Genomic DNA, 17973 nt, shown 5'->3' with positions numbered 1-17973 from the left:
ACGCCCTCCACGCCGTCCAGTGCCCCCAAACGTGTACGGAGCGCCTGGGGGCCGATGAGCAGGTCGAGACGTCTAGCAGGCGGGTACCGAGACCCATGGGGCCTGATGGACCGCCATCTTCCCGGGCCTGAGTTCTGGCACTTGATCGAGCCGTTCACCGGAAAGGTGCGAAGTGCTCGGTCACCCACTCGCGGATTCAGTTCAGACGTCCTTCTGGCAGTCGACTGCGCCGAGGGGCCCTTCCTCATCAAAGCGATGAAGAACCGGACCGGGGGGCGACGGACCTCCATCCTGCGCGAGCGGGCGATCAGCGGGCACCTGCAGGGCCTCTCTCCAGCCTTGCGGTGGGTGGCGGAGAACGAGGCATGGATCGTGTTGGGTTTCGCGCTGGCCGAAGGCCGTCGAGCCGACTTCAGCCCTGAATCAGCGGACCTGGAGACGGTCACGGCTCTTCTGGTCAGGATCGGTGAACTGTCTCTGCCGGACGTCGCCCACGACTGGGCCGACAAGCGCTGGGATCGCTACACCACAGGCGAGGAAGAGGCGGAGATGTTCAGGGGAAACACTCTCCTGCACACCGACATCAACCCCAGCAACATCCTGATCGGCGAGAATGCCGCCTGGGTGGTCGACTGGGCGTGGCCTGGGCGCGGGGCTGCCTTCATCGACCCGGCTCTACTCGTGGTTCAGCTCATCGCCGCCGGGCACGTGCCGGCTGCCGCGGAATCCTGGGCTGCTCGATGTCCGGGCTGGGAAGCCGCAGACCCGAAGGCGATTGATGCCTTCGCAAGTGCCACACAGCGCATGTACCACCAATGCGCTCTCAACTCTGAGGCCGAATGGCTTCGAGCGATGGAGACCGCAGCCCAATCGTGGCTGACGTATCGGCTGGGGAGACCACCCTCAGGCCCGCCGCCTCCCGCTGGTACCGACAACTGCTCCACAGCGCACGGCGCGTGAGTACATTGCTCGCATGCGGTTGCCGTTCCGGGTGGCCGGTCGCGTTCGCTCAGCCCGAGGAGCCCCGTGCGCGAGCTCGTGTACCTGTCCGATCGCAAGTTGCGGCAGTTCATGCCCGAGCGGCGGCGGTCGCTGGGACGGCGTGGGTGGCAGGTCACCACGCCCGTGGGAGGGGTGGGGATCGAGGCGGGTGCGCCGGACGCCGAGCGGGAGCGGGAGAAGCGGCTGCGGCGGATCGTGGATCATGTGTCCGTCAGCGCGCGCTGGTTCACGGAGCCGGAGGTTCGCGCCGGGGCCTGGGTGGAGTTCGAGGCACCCCTGAACTACCGGGCGCTCAACGGCGCCGCCCCGGGCATGGTCCTCTTCTTCGACCCGGCGACGGCTGTGGAGGGGTACGAGAGCGGGGGTGCCTTGCGGCTCGTGCTGCACGGGTCTGTCGCGCATCTGGCGGGCGATCTGGAGCCCACCGTGGCCGAGCCGCCCGCTCTGGCCGAACGCGGGTGGGACGGTGGTATCAGCAGTTGCGGCCCTTCTTGGGTGCAGCTCGCCACCCACGCGGCGACGCTCCTCGGCGCTCTGGCCGTGCAGCCCAGTGCCGCCAGTGAGCCCGGCCACGCTCCGGACAGCCCGCTGACCCTCGCCGAAGGCACCCGACAGGTCCTCGCCGCCCTCGACGGCCAGCTCCCCGCCGAGACCGCCGCCTGGATGCACGGCCACGCCCGGGTCACGGCGGCCGTGCCCGCACCCGGTGGCGAGCGCGTGCGGTACCTCGTGGCCACGCCGCTCTATGTGGAGTACGTCACTCCGTAACGGTCGGCGTCCCGAAATGGGTGTCGTCACGGATGGATCCCGTCCCCGCGCTCGGACAAGCTGGACCGGTTCGGCGGGGTACGTCGGGTTGCGTCCGGTCCGGGAGGATAGGGGTGCTGTTGGCAGGAGAGAGGGAGTGCGGGCGGTGTCGTTGTTCTGGCGGATCTTCTTGATGAACGCCGTCGTGCTGGTGCTCGCCGCGCTGCTGCTCCTGAGCCCCATGGTGACCGTCTCCAGCCCGGTGCTGCTCGGTGAGGCGCTCGTCGTGCTCGGCGGGGTCGTGGCGATGCTGGTGGCCAACGCCGTGCTGCTGCGGGTGGGGCTCGCCCCGCTCAAGCGGCTGAGCCGGGCCATGGCCGCCGCCGATCTGCTGCGGCCCGGGGCCCGGCCCGTTGCCGCGGGGCACGGCGAGGTGGCCCAGCTCATCGGGACCTACAACGCCATGCTCGACCGCCTGGAGAGCGAGCGCGCCACCAGCAGCGCCCGCGCCCTGTCCGCCCAGGAGGCCGAGCGCCGCCGGGTCGCGCGGGAGCTCCACGACGAGGTGGGGCAGACCCTCACCGCCGTCCTGTTGCAGGTCAAGCGCGCCGCCGACCGGGCACCCGAGCCGCTGCGCGAGGAGCTGAGCGCCGCGCAGGAGACCACCCGGTCCAGCCTCGACGAGATCCGGCGCATCGCGCGACGGCTGCGGCCGGGCGTGCTCGAGGACCTCGGCCTGGTGAGCGGCCTGAGGTCCCTCGCGGGGGAGTTCAGCGAGTCGGGGCTCACCGTGCGGCACCGGTTCGACGCCGGGCTCCCGCGCCTCGCGGGCGACACCGAGCTGGTCGTCTACCGCGTGGCCCAGGAAGCGCTCACCAACACCGCCCGGCACGCCGGTACCAGCCGCGCCGACCTCGAACTGCTCGCCGTGCCCGGCGGGGTGGAGCTCGCCGTCCGCGACGCCGGCGGCGGCCTCGGCGGCGCCCCCGAGGGCGCGGGCCTGCGCGGCATGCGCGAGCGCGCCCTGCTCATCGGCGCCCGCCTCTCCGTGACGGCGGGCCCGGCGGGCCGGGGCACCGAGGTGCGCCTCCACGTGCCCGCCCCGGCCACGGCACCCCTCCAGGGAGCCGCCGCGTGACCGCGGCCCCCGCGAGGATCCTCCTCGCCGACGACCACGCCCTCGTCCGCCGCGGCGTACGGCTCATCCTCGACGGCGAGCCCGACCTCACCGTCGTCGCGGAGGCGGGCGACGGCGCCGAGACCGTGGCCCTGGCGCGGAGCGAACGCGTGGACCTGGCCGTCGTCGACATCGCCATGCCGCGCCTCACCGGCATCCAGGCCGCCCGCGAGCTGTCCCGGCTCCCGGATCCGCCGCGCATCCTCATGCTGACCATGTACGACAACGAGCAGTACTTCTTCGAGGCCCTCAGGGCCGGGGCGTGCGGGTACGTGCTCAAGTCCGTCGCCGACCGCGACCTCGTCGCCGCCTGCCGGGCCGCGATGCGCAACGAGCCGTTCATCTACCCGGGCGCGGAGAGCACCCTCATCCGCAAGTACCTCGACCTGCTGCGGCAGGGCCGGGCGCTGCCCCGCAAGGCGATCACCGACCGGGAGGAACAGATCCTGAAGCTCGTCGCCGAGGGACACACCTCGAAGGAGATCGGCGACCTGCTGACCATCAGCGCCAAGACCGTGGAGCGGCACCGCGCGAACCTGCTCCACAAGCTCGGCCTGCGCGACCGGCTCGCCCTGACCCGGTACGCCATCAGGGCAGGCCTGATCGAGCCCTAGCCCGTCCCTTCGCCGGACCCCGCCGACGGCCCCGTACGACCGCCGCTCGGTCATGCCGTGCTGCCCGCGTACCCGTCGCGCCTCCAGACCCCCCACCCCCCCACCCCCCCACCCCCCCACCCCCCCACCCCCGCACCCCCGCACCCCCGCACCCCCACACCCCACACCCCCCACAGCCACCATCACCGCACCCAGCAAGGGGAGACCGTGCACCACCGCAGTGAACACGCGCCCGCACCCGAGGACACCGGGTACCGAAGACGGCCCGGCCCGAAGCCGCTCGCCACCGGCCTCGCGCTGCTCATGGCCGTGTCGTGTCTGTACGGCGCCGAGGCCGCGACGGCGGCGCCCGCGCAGCCCGCGGCGGACTCGGCGGACACGGCGCGGAAGGCCACCGCCACGACCGCCGCCGACATCGCGTCGGCCCGGGTCACCGCCCGCCTCCACGGCAAGCGGATCGAGGCCCTGTCGGAGCGCACGGAGACGTCGACGACCTGGGCCAATCCGAACGGCAGCCTCACCACCGAACTCGCCGCGGGGCCGGTCAGGTTCGAGGACGACGACACCGGGAAGTGGCGGGACGTCGACCTCGACCTGGTGAAGAACGACGACGGGTCCGTGGAGCCGAAGGCCCACCCGCGGGGCCTGGAGCTCGGGGCGCCCGGCGGCAAGCGCGCGGCCCGCATGGACCAGGGCGGCGCCGCCCGCGACCTGGTCACCCTCGGCGAGGGCGACCGGCGCATCACGCTCCAGTGGCAGGGCGGCCTGCCCGCGCCGAAGCTGGACGGCACCCGCGCCACGTACGAGAACGCCGTGCCCGGCGCCGACGTGGTGGTCGAGGCGACCCGCACCGGCTTCGAGCAGTTCGTGGACATCAAGCGCAAGCCCGCCGAGCGGGACTACGGCTACACGCTGCCCCTGCGCGCGAAGGGCCTCAAGGTCCGGCAGCACAAGGACGGCAGCCTCACGTTCACCGAGCGCCGCGGCAAGAAGGACGAGCGGCGGGCGGTCATGCCCGCGCCCGTGATGTGGGACGCCACCGTCGACCCCGTCTCCGGCGAGCACACCCGCCGCGCCCCGGTGAAGATGAAGGCCGTCCAGGTGAAGGGCGGCGTCGACCTCGTCGTCACCCCCGACGCGAAGTTCCTCGCCGATCCGAGGACCAAGTACCCCGTCACCGTCGACCCGTCCACCTCGGCCCTGGCAGCCGTCTTCGACACGTACGTCCAGCAGGGCGAGACCCGGGACTGGTCCACCGACACCGAGCTGGACTTCGGCAACCCGGGGACGAAGAACGCCAACGGCACGCCGCGCACGGCGCGTTCCTTCATCTCGTGGGACACCCGGCCGCTCCAGGACGCGCTCGTCATGGACGCGAAGCTGTCGCTGTGGAACTTCCACTCCGCCAACGAGAAGGACTGCAAGGCCCAGCCGTGGGAGGTGTGGTCCGCGGGAGCCGCGTCCACGTCCTCGCGCTGGACCGCGCAGCCGGCCTGGACCGCGAAGAAGGCGACGTCGAGCGAGACCCGCGGCAACCCGGCGTGCACCGCCGCGCCCGACGGCTGGATCAACGCCGATGTCACGGGCCTCGTGCAGGAGTGGGCCTCGGCGAAGGCCGCCCGCGGGCACATGGGCCTGCGCGCGGCGAACGAGACCGCGGTCGCCCAGTGGAAGCGGGTCAACTCCGCGAACGCCGCGACCCGCCCGCCCAAGCTGAGCGTCACCTACAACTACCGGCCGCGCACCGGCACCAAGCAGGAGGCGGGCCCGCCGTACTTCTCCTACGGCGGCGCCTACGTGGTGAACAGCCTCACCCCGACGCTGCGCGACACGTTCACCGACGCGGACGGCGACAAGGTCAACGGCACCTTCCAGATCTTCGACACCGCCACCGACAAGCAGGTCGGGAACGTCCTGGTGTCGAAGTGGGTGCCGTCCGGGCAGGTCGCGTCGGTGACCGTGCCGTCGGGCGTCCTCGCGCACGGCAGGACGTACAAGTTCCGCACCTCGCCGTACGACAACGCGCACTACAACACCGGCTGGTCGGCGTGGAAGACCTTCACGGTCGACACCTCCGCGCCGTCCGCGCCCACGAAGGTCACGTCCACGGACTACCCGAAGGACGCCTGGGTGAAGGGCGCGGGCAGGCCCGGCACGTTCACCGTCACGCCGCCCGGCTCCGACCACAACTGGCTGGAGTGGTCCCTGGACGGCGTGACCTGGACGAAGGAGCCCACCGGCGGCGCGGGCGCGGCGAAGAACATCTCCGTGACGCCGCCCAAGGACGGCACGCACACCTTCCAGGTACGCGCCGTCGACAAGGCCGACAACAAGTCCGAGGCCGTCGAGTACACCTTCCACGCCGGCCCCGGCGGCTTCGTCCAGCCGTCCGACGGCGAACGCACCGCGCGGCGCCTGCCGCTGCTCGCCGAGGCCGACGGCGACACGTTCGACAAGGTGTCCTTCTCCTGGCGCCGCGCCGAGGCCGACGACTGGGTGCGGATCCCCGCCGAGGACGTGCGGGCGGGCGGCAGCGCGCTCGACGCCTGGCCCGTCGCCCTGACGAAGGGCCGCAGCGACAAGCTGGTGTGGAACGCCACCGACACCGTCGACCCCGACGGCAGCGTCCAGATCAAGGCCGACTTCACCGGGCCGAAGGGCGCCACGGGCAGCACCGCGCCGCTCACCGTCGTCGTCGACCGGAACGCCAGCGACGCCGCGACCGCCGAGACGGGCCCCGGCTCGGTGAACCTGCTCACCGGTGACCACACCCTGTCCGCCACGGACGCCTCCGCGTTCGACCTCTCGGTGAGCCGCACCGCCTCGTCGCGGACCCCCGACAAGGGGGCCAGGCAGGAGAACCAGGCGCCGATCTTCGGCAAGGAGTGGGTGGCGGGCACCGCCGCCGAGCTGACCGACTCGGACTTCTCGCACCTGCGGAAGATCTCCGCGACGGCCGTGGCCGTCGTCGACGCCGAGGGCGAGGAGACCCACTTCACCGCGAACGCGGCCAAGAGCGCCTGGATCCCGGAGCCCGGCTCCGAGGACCTCACCCTCAAGGGCGGCGTCACCGGGTCGTTCACCCTCACCGACACCGAGGGCACCGTCACCGAGTTCACCCGCACCGACGCGGCCGCCACCACCTGGCAGGTGTCCAGCACCCTCCTCGACGGGCTCGCCAACTCGACGACGACCATCGTGTCCGAGTCCGTGACCGTCGACGGCAAGAAGCTGGCCCGGCCCCGGCGCGTGGTCGCGCCGACGTCGGCCGCGTCCGCCGCCAGCTGCACCGCCACCCCGGCCACCAAGGGCTGCCGCGTCCTGGAGTTCGTGTACGCGGACCGCACGACCGCGTCCGGCGACACCCTCGGCGACCACGAGGGCCGGGTCAGGGAGCTGCGCCTGTGGGCCACCGCCCCCGGCGCCGGCGAGGCCACCGCCAAGTCCGTCCAGAAGTACGCGTACGACAGCGGCGGCAGGCTCCGCCAGGCGTGGAACCCGCAGATCAGCCCGGCCCTCAAGTCCGCCTACGACTACGACGGCGCGGGCCGGGTCACCCGGTACACCCCGCCCGGCGAACTGCCGTGGACGTTCACGTACGGCAAGGCGGGCGCCGCCGCCACCGCCGGTGACGGCATGCTCCTGAAGGCGTCCCGCTCCGGTCTGAAGCCGGGCACCACCGGCACGCAGGAGGGCACCGCGAGCACCTCCGTCGTCTACGACGTGCCGCTGACCGGTGCCAAGGCCCCGTACGCGATGGGCGCGTCCGACGTGAAGGCGTGGGGCCAGCTCGACGCCCCGACGGACGCGGCGGCGGTCCTGCCCGCCGACGCCGTGCCGTCCGCGCACTCCGGCGAGGAGCTGACCGCGGCCGCCTACCGGCGGGCCGACGTGCACTACCTGGGCGCCTCCGGCCGCGAGGTCAACACGGCGACGCCCGGCGGGCACCTCACCACCACCGAGTCCGACCGCTTCGGCAACACCGTGCGCGAGCTGAGCGCCGCCAACCGCGCGGTCGCCCTCGGCCTGACCGCCGCCGACAGGACCGTCCAGGCCGACCTCGGCCTGGGCAGGCTCACCCCGGCGGAGCGCGCCGACCTGCTCGCCACCCGCTCGCTGTACAACGACAACGGCACCCGCAAGCTGGAGGAGCTCGGCCCGCTGCGGCGCGTCGACCTGACGGCCGACCTGAAGTCGGGCGCCACCACGCTGGTCCCGGCGGGCACCTCGGTGGCCGCGCGCGCCAGGACGGTCAACGAGTACGACGCCGGGCGTCCCTCGGACGGCACGGCCAAGGTCAAGGACCAGGTCACCAAGGTCACGACGGGCGCCGAGGTCCGCGAGCACCCGGGCGTCATGGGCGAGAGCCGCGTGACGCAGACGGTGTTCGACTGGGCCAAGGGCCAGCCCGCGAAGACGATCCAGGACCCGGGCGGGCTCGCGCTCACCACGACCACCGAGTACGACGCGCAGGGCCGGGTCGTCAAGCAGCTCCTGCCGGGCGCGAACGGCTCGGACGCCGGGACGCGCGTGACCAGCTACTGGTCGGCGACGGGCAGCGGCCGGTGCGCCGGGCGCCCCGAGTGGGCCGACCTGGTCTGCGAGGTCGCGCCGGGCGGCGACGTCACCGGCGGCGGCAGCAACCCCAAGGAGCTGCCGACCTCGGTCACCGAGTACGACTGGTGGGGCAGCCCCGCGAAGGTCACCGAGACCGCGAACGGTGTGACCCGCACGACCACGACCGCGTACGACGACGCGGGCCGCCAGACCAGGGTGGCCGTGACCGGCGGCACCGGCGAGAAGGTCCCGGAGTCCACGACCGAGTACGACCCGGCCACCGGACAGGCGGTGCGGACGACGTCGCCCACGGGCGGCAGCCTCACCAAGACGTTCGACAAGCTGGGCCGCCAGGTCGCGTACGCGGACGCCGACGGCGGCACCACGACCACCGAGTACGACCTGCTCGGCCGGCCCGTGAAGGTGACCGACACGGCGCCGTCCACGGTCACGTACACCTACGACACCGCGGCCGAGCCCCGCGGTCTGGCCACGAAGACCGTCGACTCCGTCGCGGGCACGTTCCAGGCCGCGTACGACGCCGACGGCTCCGTGGAGAGCGAGAAGCTGCCCGGCGGCTACACCCTCACGCAGACCGAGGACACCTCGGGCGCGGTCACGGACCGCACCTACACGCGGGACGGCGACGGCACCACCGTCTACTCCGACACCGTGACCAAGTCGGTCCACGGCCAGGTCACCGAGCACGCGGGCTGGTCGGGGCAGAGCTACCGCTACGACGCCACGGGCCGGCTGACCACCGTCGAGGACACCGCGGAGACGGTGTGCACGCGCCGCGCCTACGGCTTCGACGCGCGCGCCAACCGCACCTCCCTGACCACCGCGACCGCCACGCCGGGCGCCGACTGCCCCGCATCGGGAGGCACCACCGCCAAGCACACCTACGACAGCGCCGACCGGCTCGTCGACGCCGGGTACGCCTACGACGCCTTCGGCCGCACCACCACGGCGCCCGGCACCGGCTCGCTCGGCCACTACGCCAACGACCTGGTGCACCGGCAGACGGAGGGCGGCAAGCGGCAGACCTGGCAGCTGGACGCCGCCCTGCGGTTCCGCTCCTGGACGGTCGAGTCCGGCTCCGGCACCACCTGGACCAAGGAGCGGTCCAAGGTCAACCACTACGACAGCGACGGCGACAACCCCCGCTGGATCGTGGAGGACACCGCCACCGGCGCCCTGACCCGCATGGTGGACTCCGCCTCCGGCGACCTGGCCGCGACCACGGAGAACAGCGGCGGCACGGTCCTCCAGCTCACCACCGTCCACGGCGACGTGGCGCTCCAGCTGCCCCTCGACAAGAGCCGGGCGCCCGTCGCGCTCGACTCCGACGAGTACGGCAACCCGCGCGCCGGACAGGCGCCGACCCGCTACAACTGGCTGGGCGGCAAGCAGCGTTCGGCCGAGACCCTCACCGGTCTCACGCTGATGGGCGTGCGCCTGTACAACCCGGCCACCGGCCGCTTCCTGTCCGTCGACCCGGTCTACGGCGGCGGCAACAACGCCTACGAGTACGTGGGCGGCGACCCCGTCAACCGCTTCGACCTCGACGGCAAGTGGTGGAAGAAGGTCAAGCGCGGCCTGAAGCGGGTGGGCCGCAACGTCCGCAAGAACTGGCGGACGTACGCCGGGTACGGCGCGACGGCGGCGTGCATCGTCGCCTCGGCGGGCACCTGCGCGATCGCCAGTGTCGCCGTGTTCGCCGCCACGTCGGCGGCCGACGGCCGCGGCGGCAAGTGGCGGACGAAGAAGTACTGGAGGTCGACGGCCAAGTCGGCGGCCTGGACCGCGGTCGGCGTCGGCGCGGGCCGCTTCGCCGCCGGATCGTGGTGGAAGTCCAGCAAGGGCTTCGCCCGGGGCGGCAAGCACGCCGCGGGCCGCGGCCGCCACGCCAAGCGGTTCTCGTACCGCAGGACGGCGTGGTCCTACGCGGGCAACGCGTGGACCGGCACGCTCACCTGCGGGATGAGCTGGAAGATGCGGTACTGCTAGAGGCAGTCCGCCCGGTCAGGGGGTGCCGTGCCACGCGCGCGGCGCCCCCGCCGGGCGGCCCGGAGTGTGAGGCGTACAAGCACATGCACTACACCAACAGGCCCGTACGGCGGGCCTCGTGGGCGATCGTGGCCATGATGGCGGTGGTCGCCGTCCAGTTCCTCTTCGGGGGCGGCGAGGGGCCGCGCGACGTCTGGGACGTCTCCCTGGCCCTCGCCCTGCCGGCCGGGGTGACCTGGGTCCTGGTCCGCACCGGGCTCACGCCGTCCGTGGAGTGGGACGAGAAGCGGCTCGTGATCCGCAATCCGTTCTTCGTGTACGAGGCGTGCCTGGCCGACGTGCGGCTGCTCGGCCGGGCGGGGCGGGGCGGGGCGCTGCACGTGGAGGGCGTCGGCACAGTGCTGCCGTGGGCGATGACGCGCTCGGTGTTCGACGGGCGCCGGGCCGAGGCCGCCCGGAGGGAGCTGCGGCACGCGGTGCGGCAGGCCGATGCCGTGGCGTCGGCGCCCGTGCGGCGCCGCTTCCGGGTGGAGTGGACCGACGTCCTGGTCCTGCCGATCCTCGCGGCGTTCGTCTGGGCGTTCCTGCCGTAGCCGGGGCGGCGCGGGCCTCTCTCCGGGACGGGTCGGCCGAGCGGCGGTCAGATGAGGGGCGGGCGTCCCAGCCTCGTCATCAGCCACACCGTGCGCCAGCTCATCGGCCGCCGCTCGCCGCACGGCGTGCGCACGCCCTCGACGAAGCCGCCCGCCCAGGCGCGCAGGCCGCCGAGGGACCGGGTGCGCGCCAGCGTGAGCAGGGTCCACACCGCCAGGTAGAGGGGGACGAGGAGCAGTGGGAGGCGGCGCCGGGCGAGCCAGACGCGGTTGCGGGCCGTCATCCGGTAGTAGACGGCGTGCCGGGCGGGGGACGTCTTGGGGTGCTGGAGCAGCAGCGCCGGTTCGTACAGGACCTTCCAGCCGTCGTCGAGCGCGCGCCAGGCGAGGTCGGTCTCCTCGTGGGTGAAGAAGAAGTCGGCGGGCCAGTCGCCGGTGCGCTCCAGCATCTCCATGGAGAAGGCGTGGCCGCCGCCGAGGAAGGACGTGACCAAACCCCGGCGCATCGGGTCCTTGGCGCGCAGGCGCGGCACGTGGCGGCGCTGGGTCTCGCCGTGCTCGTCGGCGATCCGGAAGCCGACGACGCCGAGGCGCGGGTCCTCGGCGAACAGGCGCCGGACGGTCCGGAACACGTCGGGGTCGACGAGCAGCCCGTCGTCGTCGAGCTCGACCGCCACGTCCACGTCGCCGAACTCGCGCAGGCGGCGCAGGGCGACGTTGCGCCCGCCGGGGCAGCCCAGGTTCTCGTCGAGGGCGATCGCGGTGACCTCGCCGGGGTAGGCGGGGAAGTCCGGCAGCTCGGTGCCGTTGCCCACGATGACGACCCGGGTGGGCGGGACGTCCTGCTTGGCGACGGACTCCAGGAGGGCGTCGACGTCCTTGGGGCGGTTGCCCATGGTCACGATGGCCACACCCAGGCGCGGTTCGGACACGGGGAGCCCTCCAGGTCGGGTCGTAGGGGGTCGGTTCCGGCGATGGTAGCCGTTCACCGGTGTGTTCATCGCACGACGGGGCGCGTTCACGGCTTTCGCTCCGGTGCGTGCGCCAGGTGGCGGAGTGCCGAGCGCGGGCGGCTCGGCCGGTTTTGGTCGTGACATGTCAAAAATCAAGAGAGTGTCCCTTGCCACCTCTGGGGGCGCATGCCTCAATGCCCCCAACCCAAATCGCTGACACACCGTCAGCCGCCATGGTGCGGGGGCGTGTTCGGCGAGGCGGCACCCCACACTCCCCCCATTGAAGGCAGGCCATTCCATGAGGCACGGCAGACTCGTCCTCTGTTCGGCACTCGGCACCGGCGCGCTCACGCTCGGCGCCCTCGTCCTCGCCCCCACCTCGGCCGCCGTGGACCCGCAGACGGCGACCCTCGACTTCGAGTGCGGCTCGTTCGGCGCGGGCGCGGCCACCCTCAAGGCCACGCAGAACGGCACCAGCGCCACCATCGAGCTCTCCACGTCCGCGATCACCGCGCCGATCGCCATCGGCGCGGGCGCGGTCAACTCCACCCTCACCCTCACCAAGAACGGCACCGGCACCACCACCTTCACCGGCAACGCCAACCCGGCCATACCGGCGGGCAGCCCCATCTCCAGCGGCCCGCTCAACGGCACCGTCGCCCCCGGCGACAGCCTCGCGGCCAAGTCCCTCAAGGTCGTGGTCTTCGGCGCCACAGTGACGTGCAACGCGACGTCGGAGCAGAAGCCGGGGCCGTTCGTCTTCTGACCGCCCCGCAGGGGCGCCGCCGTCCGGACGGCGGGCGGCGGCGCCCTCGCGCGAAATCCCGTTGCCGCCGCGCCCGCGCCCGCCTACCTTGCCGATCATGCTGCCCCCCGTACGTACCGACGAGGAGTGGGACGCGATCGTCCCGGACGAGGCCGTGATGCGGCCCGGCGCGGCGGACCTGTGCGCCCGGCTCGGCGTCGCCGGGGCGCCGCTGACCCGCTTCCGCGAAGGCTCCCAGCCCGTCTACGCCGTCGGCGACGACCTCGTGCTCAAGCTCTTCCCCGCCGCGTCGGCCGACGACGGCGTCGCCGAGGCCCGCGTCCTCACCCACGTGCACGGCCGCCTGCCCGTCGCGACCCCGCGGGTCCACTCCTTCGGCGCGTACGAGAACGGCTGGCGCTACGTCCTGATGTCCCGGCTCCCCGGCGAGGGCCTGCACCACGCCTGGCCGCGCGTGCCCCCGGCCGACCGGGAGCGGCTCGCCGAGCGGGCCGGGGAGACGCTCGCCGCGCTGCACGCCCTCGACCACGCGCCGCTCGCGGACGTCCTCGGGCCCGGCGACTGGGACGCGTTCCTGGCCCGGCAGCGGGCGGGCGCGGTCGAGCGGCAGCGCGCCCGGCACCTCCCCGAGCACTGGCTGGAGCAGATTCCGGACTTCCTCGACGCGGTCGGGGAGCCCGCGGCCGGGGCCCGCCGGGCCCTGCTGCACACCGAGTTCATGCGTGAGCACCTGCTCGCCGCGCCCGCGCCGGACGGCTGGCGGCTCACCGGGCTCTTCGACTTCGAGCCCGCGATGATCGGCGACCCGGCGTACGACTTCGTGGCCGTCGGCCTCTTCGTCACCCGCGCGGACCCCCGCCTCATGACCCGCCTCACGGCGGCGTACGGCCGCGCCTTCGAGCCCCGCGAGCTGCTCGCCCTCACGCTGCTGCACGTCTACAGCAACCTGCCCTGGTACCTGCGCGAACTGCCCGCCCCGCCCGAGCCGACGCTCGACGCGCTGGCCGAGCACTGGTTCGGGCGGGGCTAGCGGCGGCTCAGCCGACGGGGACGAGCGTCAGATAGGCGGTGCCGAGCACGCTGCGGTAGCCGCGCAGCCAGGCCGCGCGGTGCCGGTCCGCGCGCTCGCGCGCCGCTGCCGCCCGCGGATGCGCGGCGTTCGCCGCGAGCCACACCTCGACGTCCGCCAGATACGCGGACTCGAACTCCTCCCACTCCTCGGCGCTCGCCGTCTCCACCCACATCGGCCGGAAGCCCGCGGCGACCGCCGCGTCCACCAGGCCGCCCAGGTGCAGGTGCTCGTCGGCGCGGGCGTCCGGCCACATCCCGGCCAGCTCCGCCGCCGTCGGCGTGCGCTGCCAGAACCCCTCGCCGAGGACGACGCGCCCGCCGGGCCGCACCAGGCGGCGCAGGGCGCGCAGCGCGTCGGCGGCGTACGGGGGCTCGGCGCCGGCCGGGAGCAGGGCGTGGGCGGAGCTGAGGCACAGCACGACGTCGGCCGGGCCGCGCGCGGTGTCCGTCGCCGACTCGGCCACGAACTCCACGCGGTCCGCGAGCCCCCGGGCCCGTGCCAGGGCCCGGCCCCGCGCCAGGTCCTCCTCGTGCAGATCGACCCCGACGGCGGTGGCCCCGGGCACCGCCTCCAGGAGCCGCAGCGTCAGCTCGCCCCAGCCGCAGCCGAGGTCGAGCACGGTGGGCCGCTCCGCGGCCGTCAGCGACTCGGCCGCCCGCGCCACGATCCGGGCGGCCCGCGCCTCGGACAGGGGCCCGTGGAAGGCGAGACGGGTGAGGCGGGGCGGGGCGTCCGTGGAGGTCATGGGGCCCGACGCTAACCGGGACGGGCGGGGGCCGCACCCCCGTTTATCGGCGCTCCGCGCCTCGTCCTCAAACGCCGGACGGGCTGAATACCCACGGCCCGCACCGGAGATCTTTCAGCCCGTCCGGCGTTTGAGGACGAGGCCGCAGGCCGATCAACCCGGTCCGAGGTCAGCCCTCCGCGTCCCGCAGGGCCCGCCTCCGCGTGGCGATGAGCGCGGCCGTCGCAACGCCCGTGGCGAGGAGTGCCGCCGGTGCCATCCAGGCCCGGTTGAGGACGTCCCCGAGCGCGTGGTCGGCGGACAGGCGCCCCGGCCCCGTGACCGCGAGCGCCGCCGAGACGAGGCCGAGGACCGCCGGGTACTCGAAGCCGCCGCTCTGGTTGAAGAAGCCGTTGGGCGCGTGCACGGGCGCCGCCCCGGCCATGGCCCCGGCGGCCGCGGCCCCGGCCGCGGGCGTGGCGAGGCCGAGCGCGAGGAGCGTGCCCCCGCCCGCCTCCGCGAGCCCCGCGAGCACGGCGTTGACCTTGCCCGGCCGGTAGCCGACGGACTCGAAGTACGCGCCGGTGCCCTCGATCCCGCCGCCCCCGAACCAGCCGAGCAGCTTCTGCGAGCCGTGCGCGGCGAGCACCGCGCCGGTGCCGGTGCGGAGCAGCAGCAGGCCGATGTCGCGCCGGTCGGGGCGGGCGCACGGGTGGGAACGGCGACAGGTCACGGCGGGCTCCAGGGCGGGCTCGGGACGAGGGGACGCCCCGCGCGGGGCGCTCTCCTCCACCGTCCACCGGGACGGCCCCGCCCACGCGGTGCGGCCCGCCGTCCGGGTGAGCCGCCGCCGGAGCCGGACGCGGGGCCGCGGTGGCGGGACCGGCGCCCCGGTGTGACCGTGGACGCATGACGATTCCGGTGAACCAGCTCAGCGACCCGACGGTGAGGGCCTTCGTCACCGCCCTGAACGCGGGCGACAAGTCCGCCCTGACGGACCTGCTCACGCCCGACGCGACCATGTCCGACGACGGCTCCGACCGGAACCTCCAGGAGTGGCTGGAGCGCGAGGCCTTCTCCTCCAACGGCCACATGGACGTCGAGTCGGAGGCGGACGACGGCCGCGCCCTCGTGGCCGACTACCGCAACGACACCTGGGGCGCGATGCGCACCAAGTGGCAGTTCACGGTGGACGGCGGGAAGGTGTCCCGCTTCGAGACCGGTCAGGCCTGAACCACGGCCGGAGGTCAGCCCGGGATGCGGACCGCCGCGCCCGACACGCGCACCCGGGCGTCCCCTTCGCGCAGCGTCACCGTGAGCACCCCGGGACGCCCCATGTCCACACCCTGGTGGAGGGTCAGCTCCGTCGCTGCGGGCACCAGGCCGAGCTCGCGCGCGTAGGCGCCGAACGCCGCCGCTGCCGCGCCGGTCGCCGGGTCCTCGACGACGCCGCCGACGGGGAACGGGTCCCGCACGTGGTAGACGGACGGGGTCTCCCGCCAGACCAGCTGGACCGTCACCACGTCGAGCCGCAGCATCAGGGACCTCAGCCGCTCGAAGTCGTAGTCCAGGTCGGCGAGCCGCTCGCGCGTGGCCGCCGCGAGGATCAGATGCCGGGCGCCCGCGTAGGAGACGCGCGGCTCCAGCGCCGGGTCGAGGTCGTCCGCCGCCCAGCCGAGGGCGGCGAGCGCCTCGGTGACGTCGGCCGCGGGGGCCTCGCTCACCTTCGGCTCGACGCTGGTGAGGGTGGCGCGCAGCGTCCCGCCGTCCTTCGCGACGGTGACCGGCACGGTGCCGGCCAGGGTCGCGAACGCGAAGTCGCCGGGCCCGTCGCGCTCGGCGAGGGCGACCGCCGTGGCCACGGTGGCGTGGCCGCAGAAGGGGACCTCAACCTGCGGGCTGAAGTACCGCACGGTGAAGGCGCGGCCCTCGGGCCCGAGTCCGGCGGGCCCGGGCGTCACGAACGCCGTCTCGCTGTAGCCGAGGTCCGCGGCGATCGCGAGCATCCGCGCGTCGTCGAGCCCGGCGGCGTCGAGGACGACACCGGCGGGGTTGCCGCCGGCGGGGTCGGTGGCGAAGGCGGTGTAGCGCAGTACGTCGATGGCCTGGGCGTGCTGGTCCGATGTGCTCATGCCGGACGACAACCGCCGCGCGGCCGGAGGCATTCCCGGCCGCGCGGCGGCGTGCGCGCGGGCCCCGTGCGGGCTCAGCGGGCTCAGTGGCAGTTCTTGGAGCCCTGGTCGCGGGTGGTCCAGGAGCAGGAGTCGAGCTGCGAGCCGTTCGGCTTGATCAGCCGGGCCTTGTCGGTGGTGTTGTTCCACACGTGCCAGCCGCGGCCCCAGTAGCGCACGCCGGAGGCGTTGGTGCCCTTGCCGGTGCGGACCTTCACGGTCTTGCCCGCGCCTATCTTGTAGCTGCCGAAGGTGTAGGTGTAGTTGGTGTTGTCCTTCAGCTTGTAGCCCTTGAGCTGGATCGGGCTGCCGGAGCTGTTGTGGATGTTCACCCACTCGCCGTTGACCGAGGCGCGGGCGGAGGTGTCCCGGCCCGGGCTGTCGTACTGGATGAAGCCGAGGTGCAGACCCCCCTGGTGGCGCGGGGCCGCGGACGCGGGGGCCGCCGCGAGCAGCGGGGCCGTGAGTGCGGTGGCTGCGAGGACGGCCGTGGCGGCGGAACGAATGCGCAAGGTGTGCTCCAAGTGTGAAGTTTCCGTGGAGAGCTGCCGAGCCTAGCGGGGCGGTCGTGGCCCCGGAGGTGGAATCCGGCGTGTGGCCGGAACTTGGTACCCGGCTCGTACGAAATCCGTAGGAGCGTCATCCGCCCTTCGGCACAAGGGAGTTCTCTGTCCACCGCGTCCGGCGTAGGGCGGTCAGCCGCGCCCGATGTACGGCATCGCCGTGGCGAGCACCGTGGCGAACTGCACGTTCGCCTCAAGGGGCAGCTCCGCCATGTGCCGCACCGTGCGCGCCACGTCGGCCACGTCCATCACCGGCTCGACCGCGACGTCCCCGTCGGCCTGGAGGATTCCGGAGCGCATGCGCGCGGTCATGTCCGTCGCCGCGTTGCCGATGTCGATCTGGCCGACGGCGATGCGGTACGGGCGTCCGTCCAGGGACAGGGACTTGGTCAGGCCCGTGAGGGCGTGCTTGGTGGCGGTGTACGCGACGGAGTGCGGGCGCGGCGCGTGCGCGGAGACCGAGCCGTTGTTGATGATCCGGCCACCCCGCGGCTCCTGCTCCTTCATCTGCCGGAACGCGGCCTGCGCGCACAGGAAGGCGCCGTTGAGGTTCGTGTCGACGACGTGGCGCCAGGCGTCGTACGGCAGCTCCTCGACGGGCACGCCGCCGGGCCCGAACGTACCGGCGTTGTTGAAGAGCAGGCCGAGCCGTCCGAACCGCTCGCGCGCGGCGGCGAAGAGCGCGGTGACGTCGTCGGGCTCGGAGACGTCGGTCCGCACGCACAGCGCCCGCTCGCGGACGGCGTCCCCGAGCTCGGCCGCGGCCAAGTCGACCGTCTCGCGCAGCGTGGTGTCCCGGCGGCCCGCGAGCGCCACCGACCAGCCCGCGCGGAGCAGTTCCAGGGCGACGGACCGGCCGATTCCGGACCCTGCCCCCGTGACCACGGCCGTCCTCGCGGCGGCCCCCGAATCTGTCTCCGGAGCCGTCTCGCGGGCGGCCTCCGGGGCCTCCTGAGGGTCCGTCCGCTGGTCCTGAAGGTCCGTCCGACGGGCGTTGGGGGATGCCGTTCGCTCAGCGTTCATG

General features: G+C 73.6%; 15 protein-coding genes. 9 read left to right on the top strand and 6 right to left on the bottom strand.

Annotated elements, in window-relative coordinates; genetic code table 11:
- Positions 1-255: 255 nt before the first annotated feature.
- The 6 genes from CP982_RS13365 to CP982_RS13335 all read left to right on the top strand — a co-directional run bounded on the left by CP982_RS13365 (position 256) and on the right by CP982_RS13335 (position 10700).
- On the top strand, positions 256-960 hold the full coding sequence (locus CP982_RS13365) for a protein kinase family protein (protein ID WP_184924980.1): 705 nt from the start codon (positions 256-258) through the stop codon (positions 958-960).
- A gap of 66 nt (positions 961-1026) precedes the next feature.
- Positions 1027-1770: an SAVMC3_10250 family protein gene (locus tag CP982_RS13360; RefSeq protein WP_150510729.1), complete on the top strand. Its 744-nt coding sequence runs from the start codon at positions 1027-1029 to the stop codon at positions 1768-1770.
- A gap of 145 nt (positions 1771-1915) precedes the next feature.
- On the top strand, positions 1916-2887 hold the full coding sequence (locus CP982_RS13355) for a sensor histidine kinase (RefSeq protein ID WP_150510728.1): 972 nt from the start codon (positions 1916-1918) through the stop codon (positions 2885-2887).
- Positions 2884-3540: a response regulator transcription factor gene (locus CP982_RS13350; RefSeq protein ID WP_150510727.1), complete on the top strand. Its 657-nt coding sequence runs from the start codon at positions 2884-2886 to the stop codon at positions 3538-3540. Before CP982_RS13355 ends, CP982_RS13350 begins: the two co-directional genes overlap by 4 nt.
- Before the next feature lie 303 nt (positions 3541-3843).
- Positions 3844-10107 (top strand): DNRLRE domain-containing protein, encoded by a 6264-nt coding sequence (locus CP982_RS13340; protein ID WP_150515459.1) that lies wholly within the window; start codon positions 3844-3846, stop codon positions 10105-10107.
- Positions 10108-10190: 83 nt separating this feature from the next.
- Entirely contained in the window at positions 10191-10700 is a 510-nt protein-coding gene (locus CP982_RS13335; RefSeq protein WP_150510725.1) for a hypothetical protein, read from the top strand.
- Positions 10701-10747: 47 nt separating this feature from the next.
- On the opposite strand, the gene CP982_RS13330 is transcribed toward CP982_RS13335, so the two are convergent.
- Positions 10748-11632 (bottom strand): glycosyltransferase, encoded by an 885-nt coding sequence (locus CP982_RS13330; RefSeq protein ID WP_150510724.1) that lies wholly within the window; start codon positions 11630-11632, stop codon positions 10748-10750.
- 319 nt (positions 11633-11951) lie between these two features.
- Between CP982_RS13330 and CP982_RS13325 the strand changes: the two genes are divergently transcribed.
- The gene (locus tag CP982_RS13325; RefSeq protein WP_150510723.1) at positions 11952-12419 is read left to right on the top strand and encodes a hypothetical protein; all 468 of its coding nucleotides are present in this window, start codon (positions 11952-11954) and stop codon (positions 12417-12419) included.
- A gap of 97 nt (positions 12420-12516) precedes the next feature.
- Positions 12517-13449, top strand: a complete 933-nt coding sequence (locus CP982_RS13320) for a phosphotransferase family protein (RefSeq protein WP_170316409.1) — start codon at positions 12517-12519, stop codon at positions 13447-13449.
- Between the two features lie 7 nt (positions 13450-13456).
- On the opposite strand, the gene CP982_RS13315 is transcribed toward CP982_RS13320, so the two are convergent.
- Together CP982_RS13315 and CP982_RS13310 are read right to left on the bottom strand one after the other, a co-directional pair.
- Positions 13457-14236 carry an SAM-dependent methyltransferase gene (locus CP982_RS13315; protein ID WP_150510722.1) on the bottom strand — a complete coding sequence of 260 codons (780 nt, stop codon included), beginning with the start codon at positions 14234-14236 and terminating at the stop codon, positions 13457-13459.
- A gap of 169 nt (positions 14237-14405) precedes the next feature.
- Positions 14406-14948 carry a DoxX family protein gene (locus tag CP982_RS13310; RefSeq protein ID WP_150510721.1) on the bottom strand — a complete coding sequence of 181 codons (543 nt, stop codon included), beginning with the start codon at positions 14946-14948 and terminating at the stop codon, positions 14406-14408.
- Between the two features lie 176 nt (positions 14949-15124).
- On the opposite strand from CP982_RS13310, the gene CP982_RS13305 reads away from it, so the two are divergent.
- The gene (locus tag CP982_RS13305; protein WP_150510720.1) at positions 15125-15448 is read left to right on the top strand and encodes a nuclear transport factor 2 family protein; all 324 of its coding nucleotides are present in this window, start codon (positions 15125-15127) and stop codon (positions 15446-15448) included.
- A 14-nt stretch (positions 15449-15462) separates the two neighbouring features.
- Here CP982_RS13305 and CP982_RS13300 read toward each other — a convergent pair whose 3' ends face one another.
- From CP982_RS13300 to CP982_RS13290, 3 genes are all read right to left on the bottom strand, one after another.
- On the bottom strand, positions 15463-16347 hold the full coding sequence (locus tag CP982_RS13300) for a PhzF family phenazine biosynthesis protein (RefSeq protein ID WP_150510719.1): 885 nt from the start codon (positions 16345-16347) through the stop codon (positions 15463-15465).
- An 83-nt stretch (positions 16348-16430) separates the two neighbouring features.
- Positions 16431-16898 (bottom strand): lamin tail domain-containing protein, encoded by a 468-nt coding sequence (locus CP982_RS13295; RefSeq protein WP_150510718.1) that lies wholly within the window; start codon positions 16896-16898, stop codon positions 16431-16433.
- Between the two features lie 183 nt (positions 16899-17081).
- Positions 17082-17972, bottom strand: a complete 891-nt coding sequence (locus CP982_RS13290) for an SDR family oxidoreductase (protein ID WP_150510717.1) — start codon at positions 17970-17972, stop codon at positions 17082-17084.
- Position 17973 lies beyond the last annotated feature (1 nt).

Origin of the sequence: Streptomyces spectabilis, from assembly GCF_008704795.1 — a bacterium.
GTDB lineage: Bacteria > Actinomycetota > Actinomycetes > Streptomycetales > Streptomycetaceae > Streptomyces > Streptomyces spectabilis.
The sequence above is the reverse complement of the archived record's forward strand: the minus strand, read 5'-3'. Positions and strand labels throughout refer to the sequence as shown.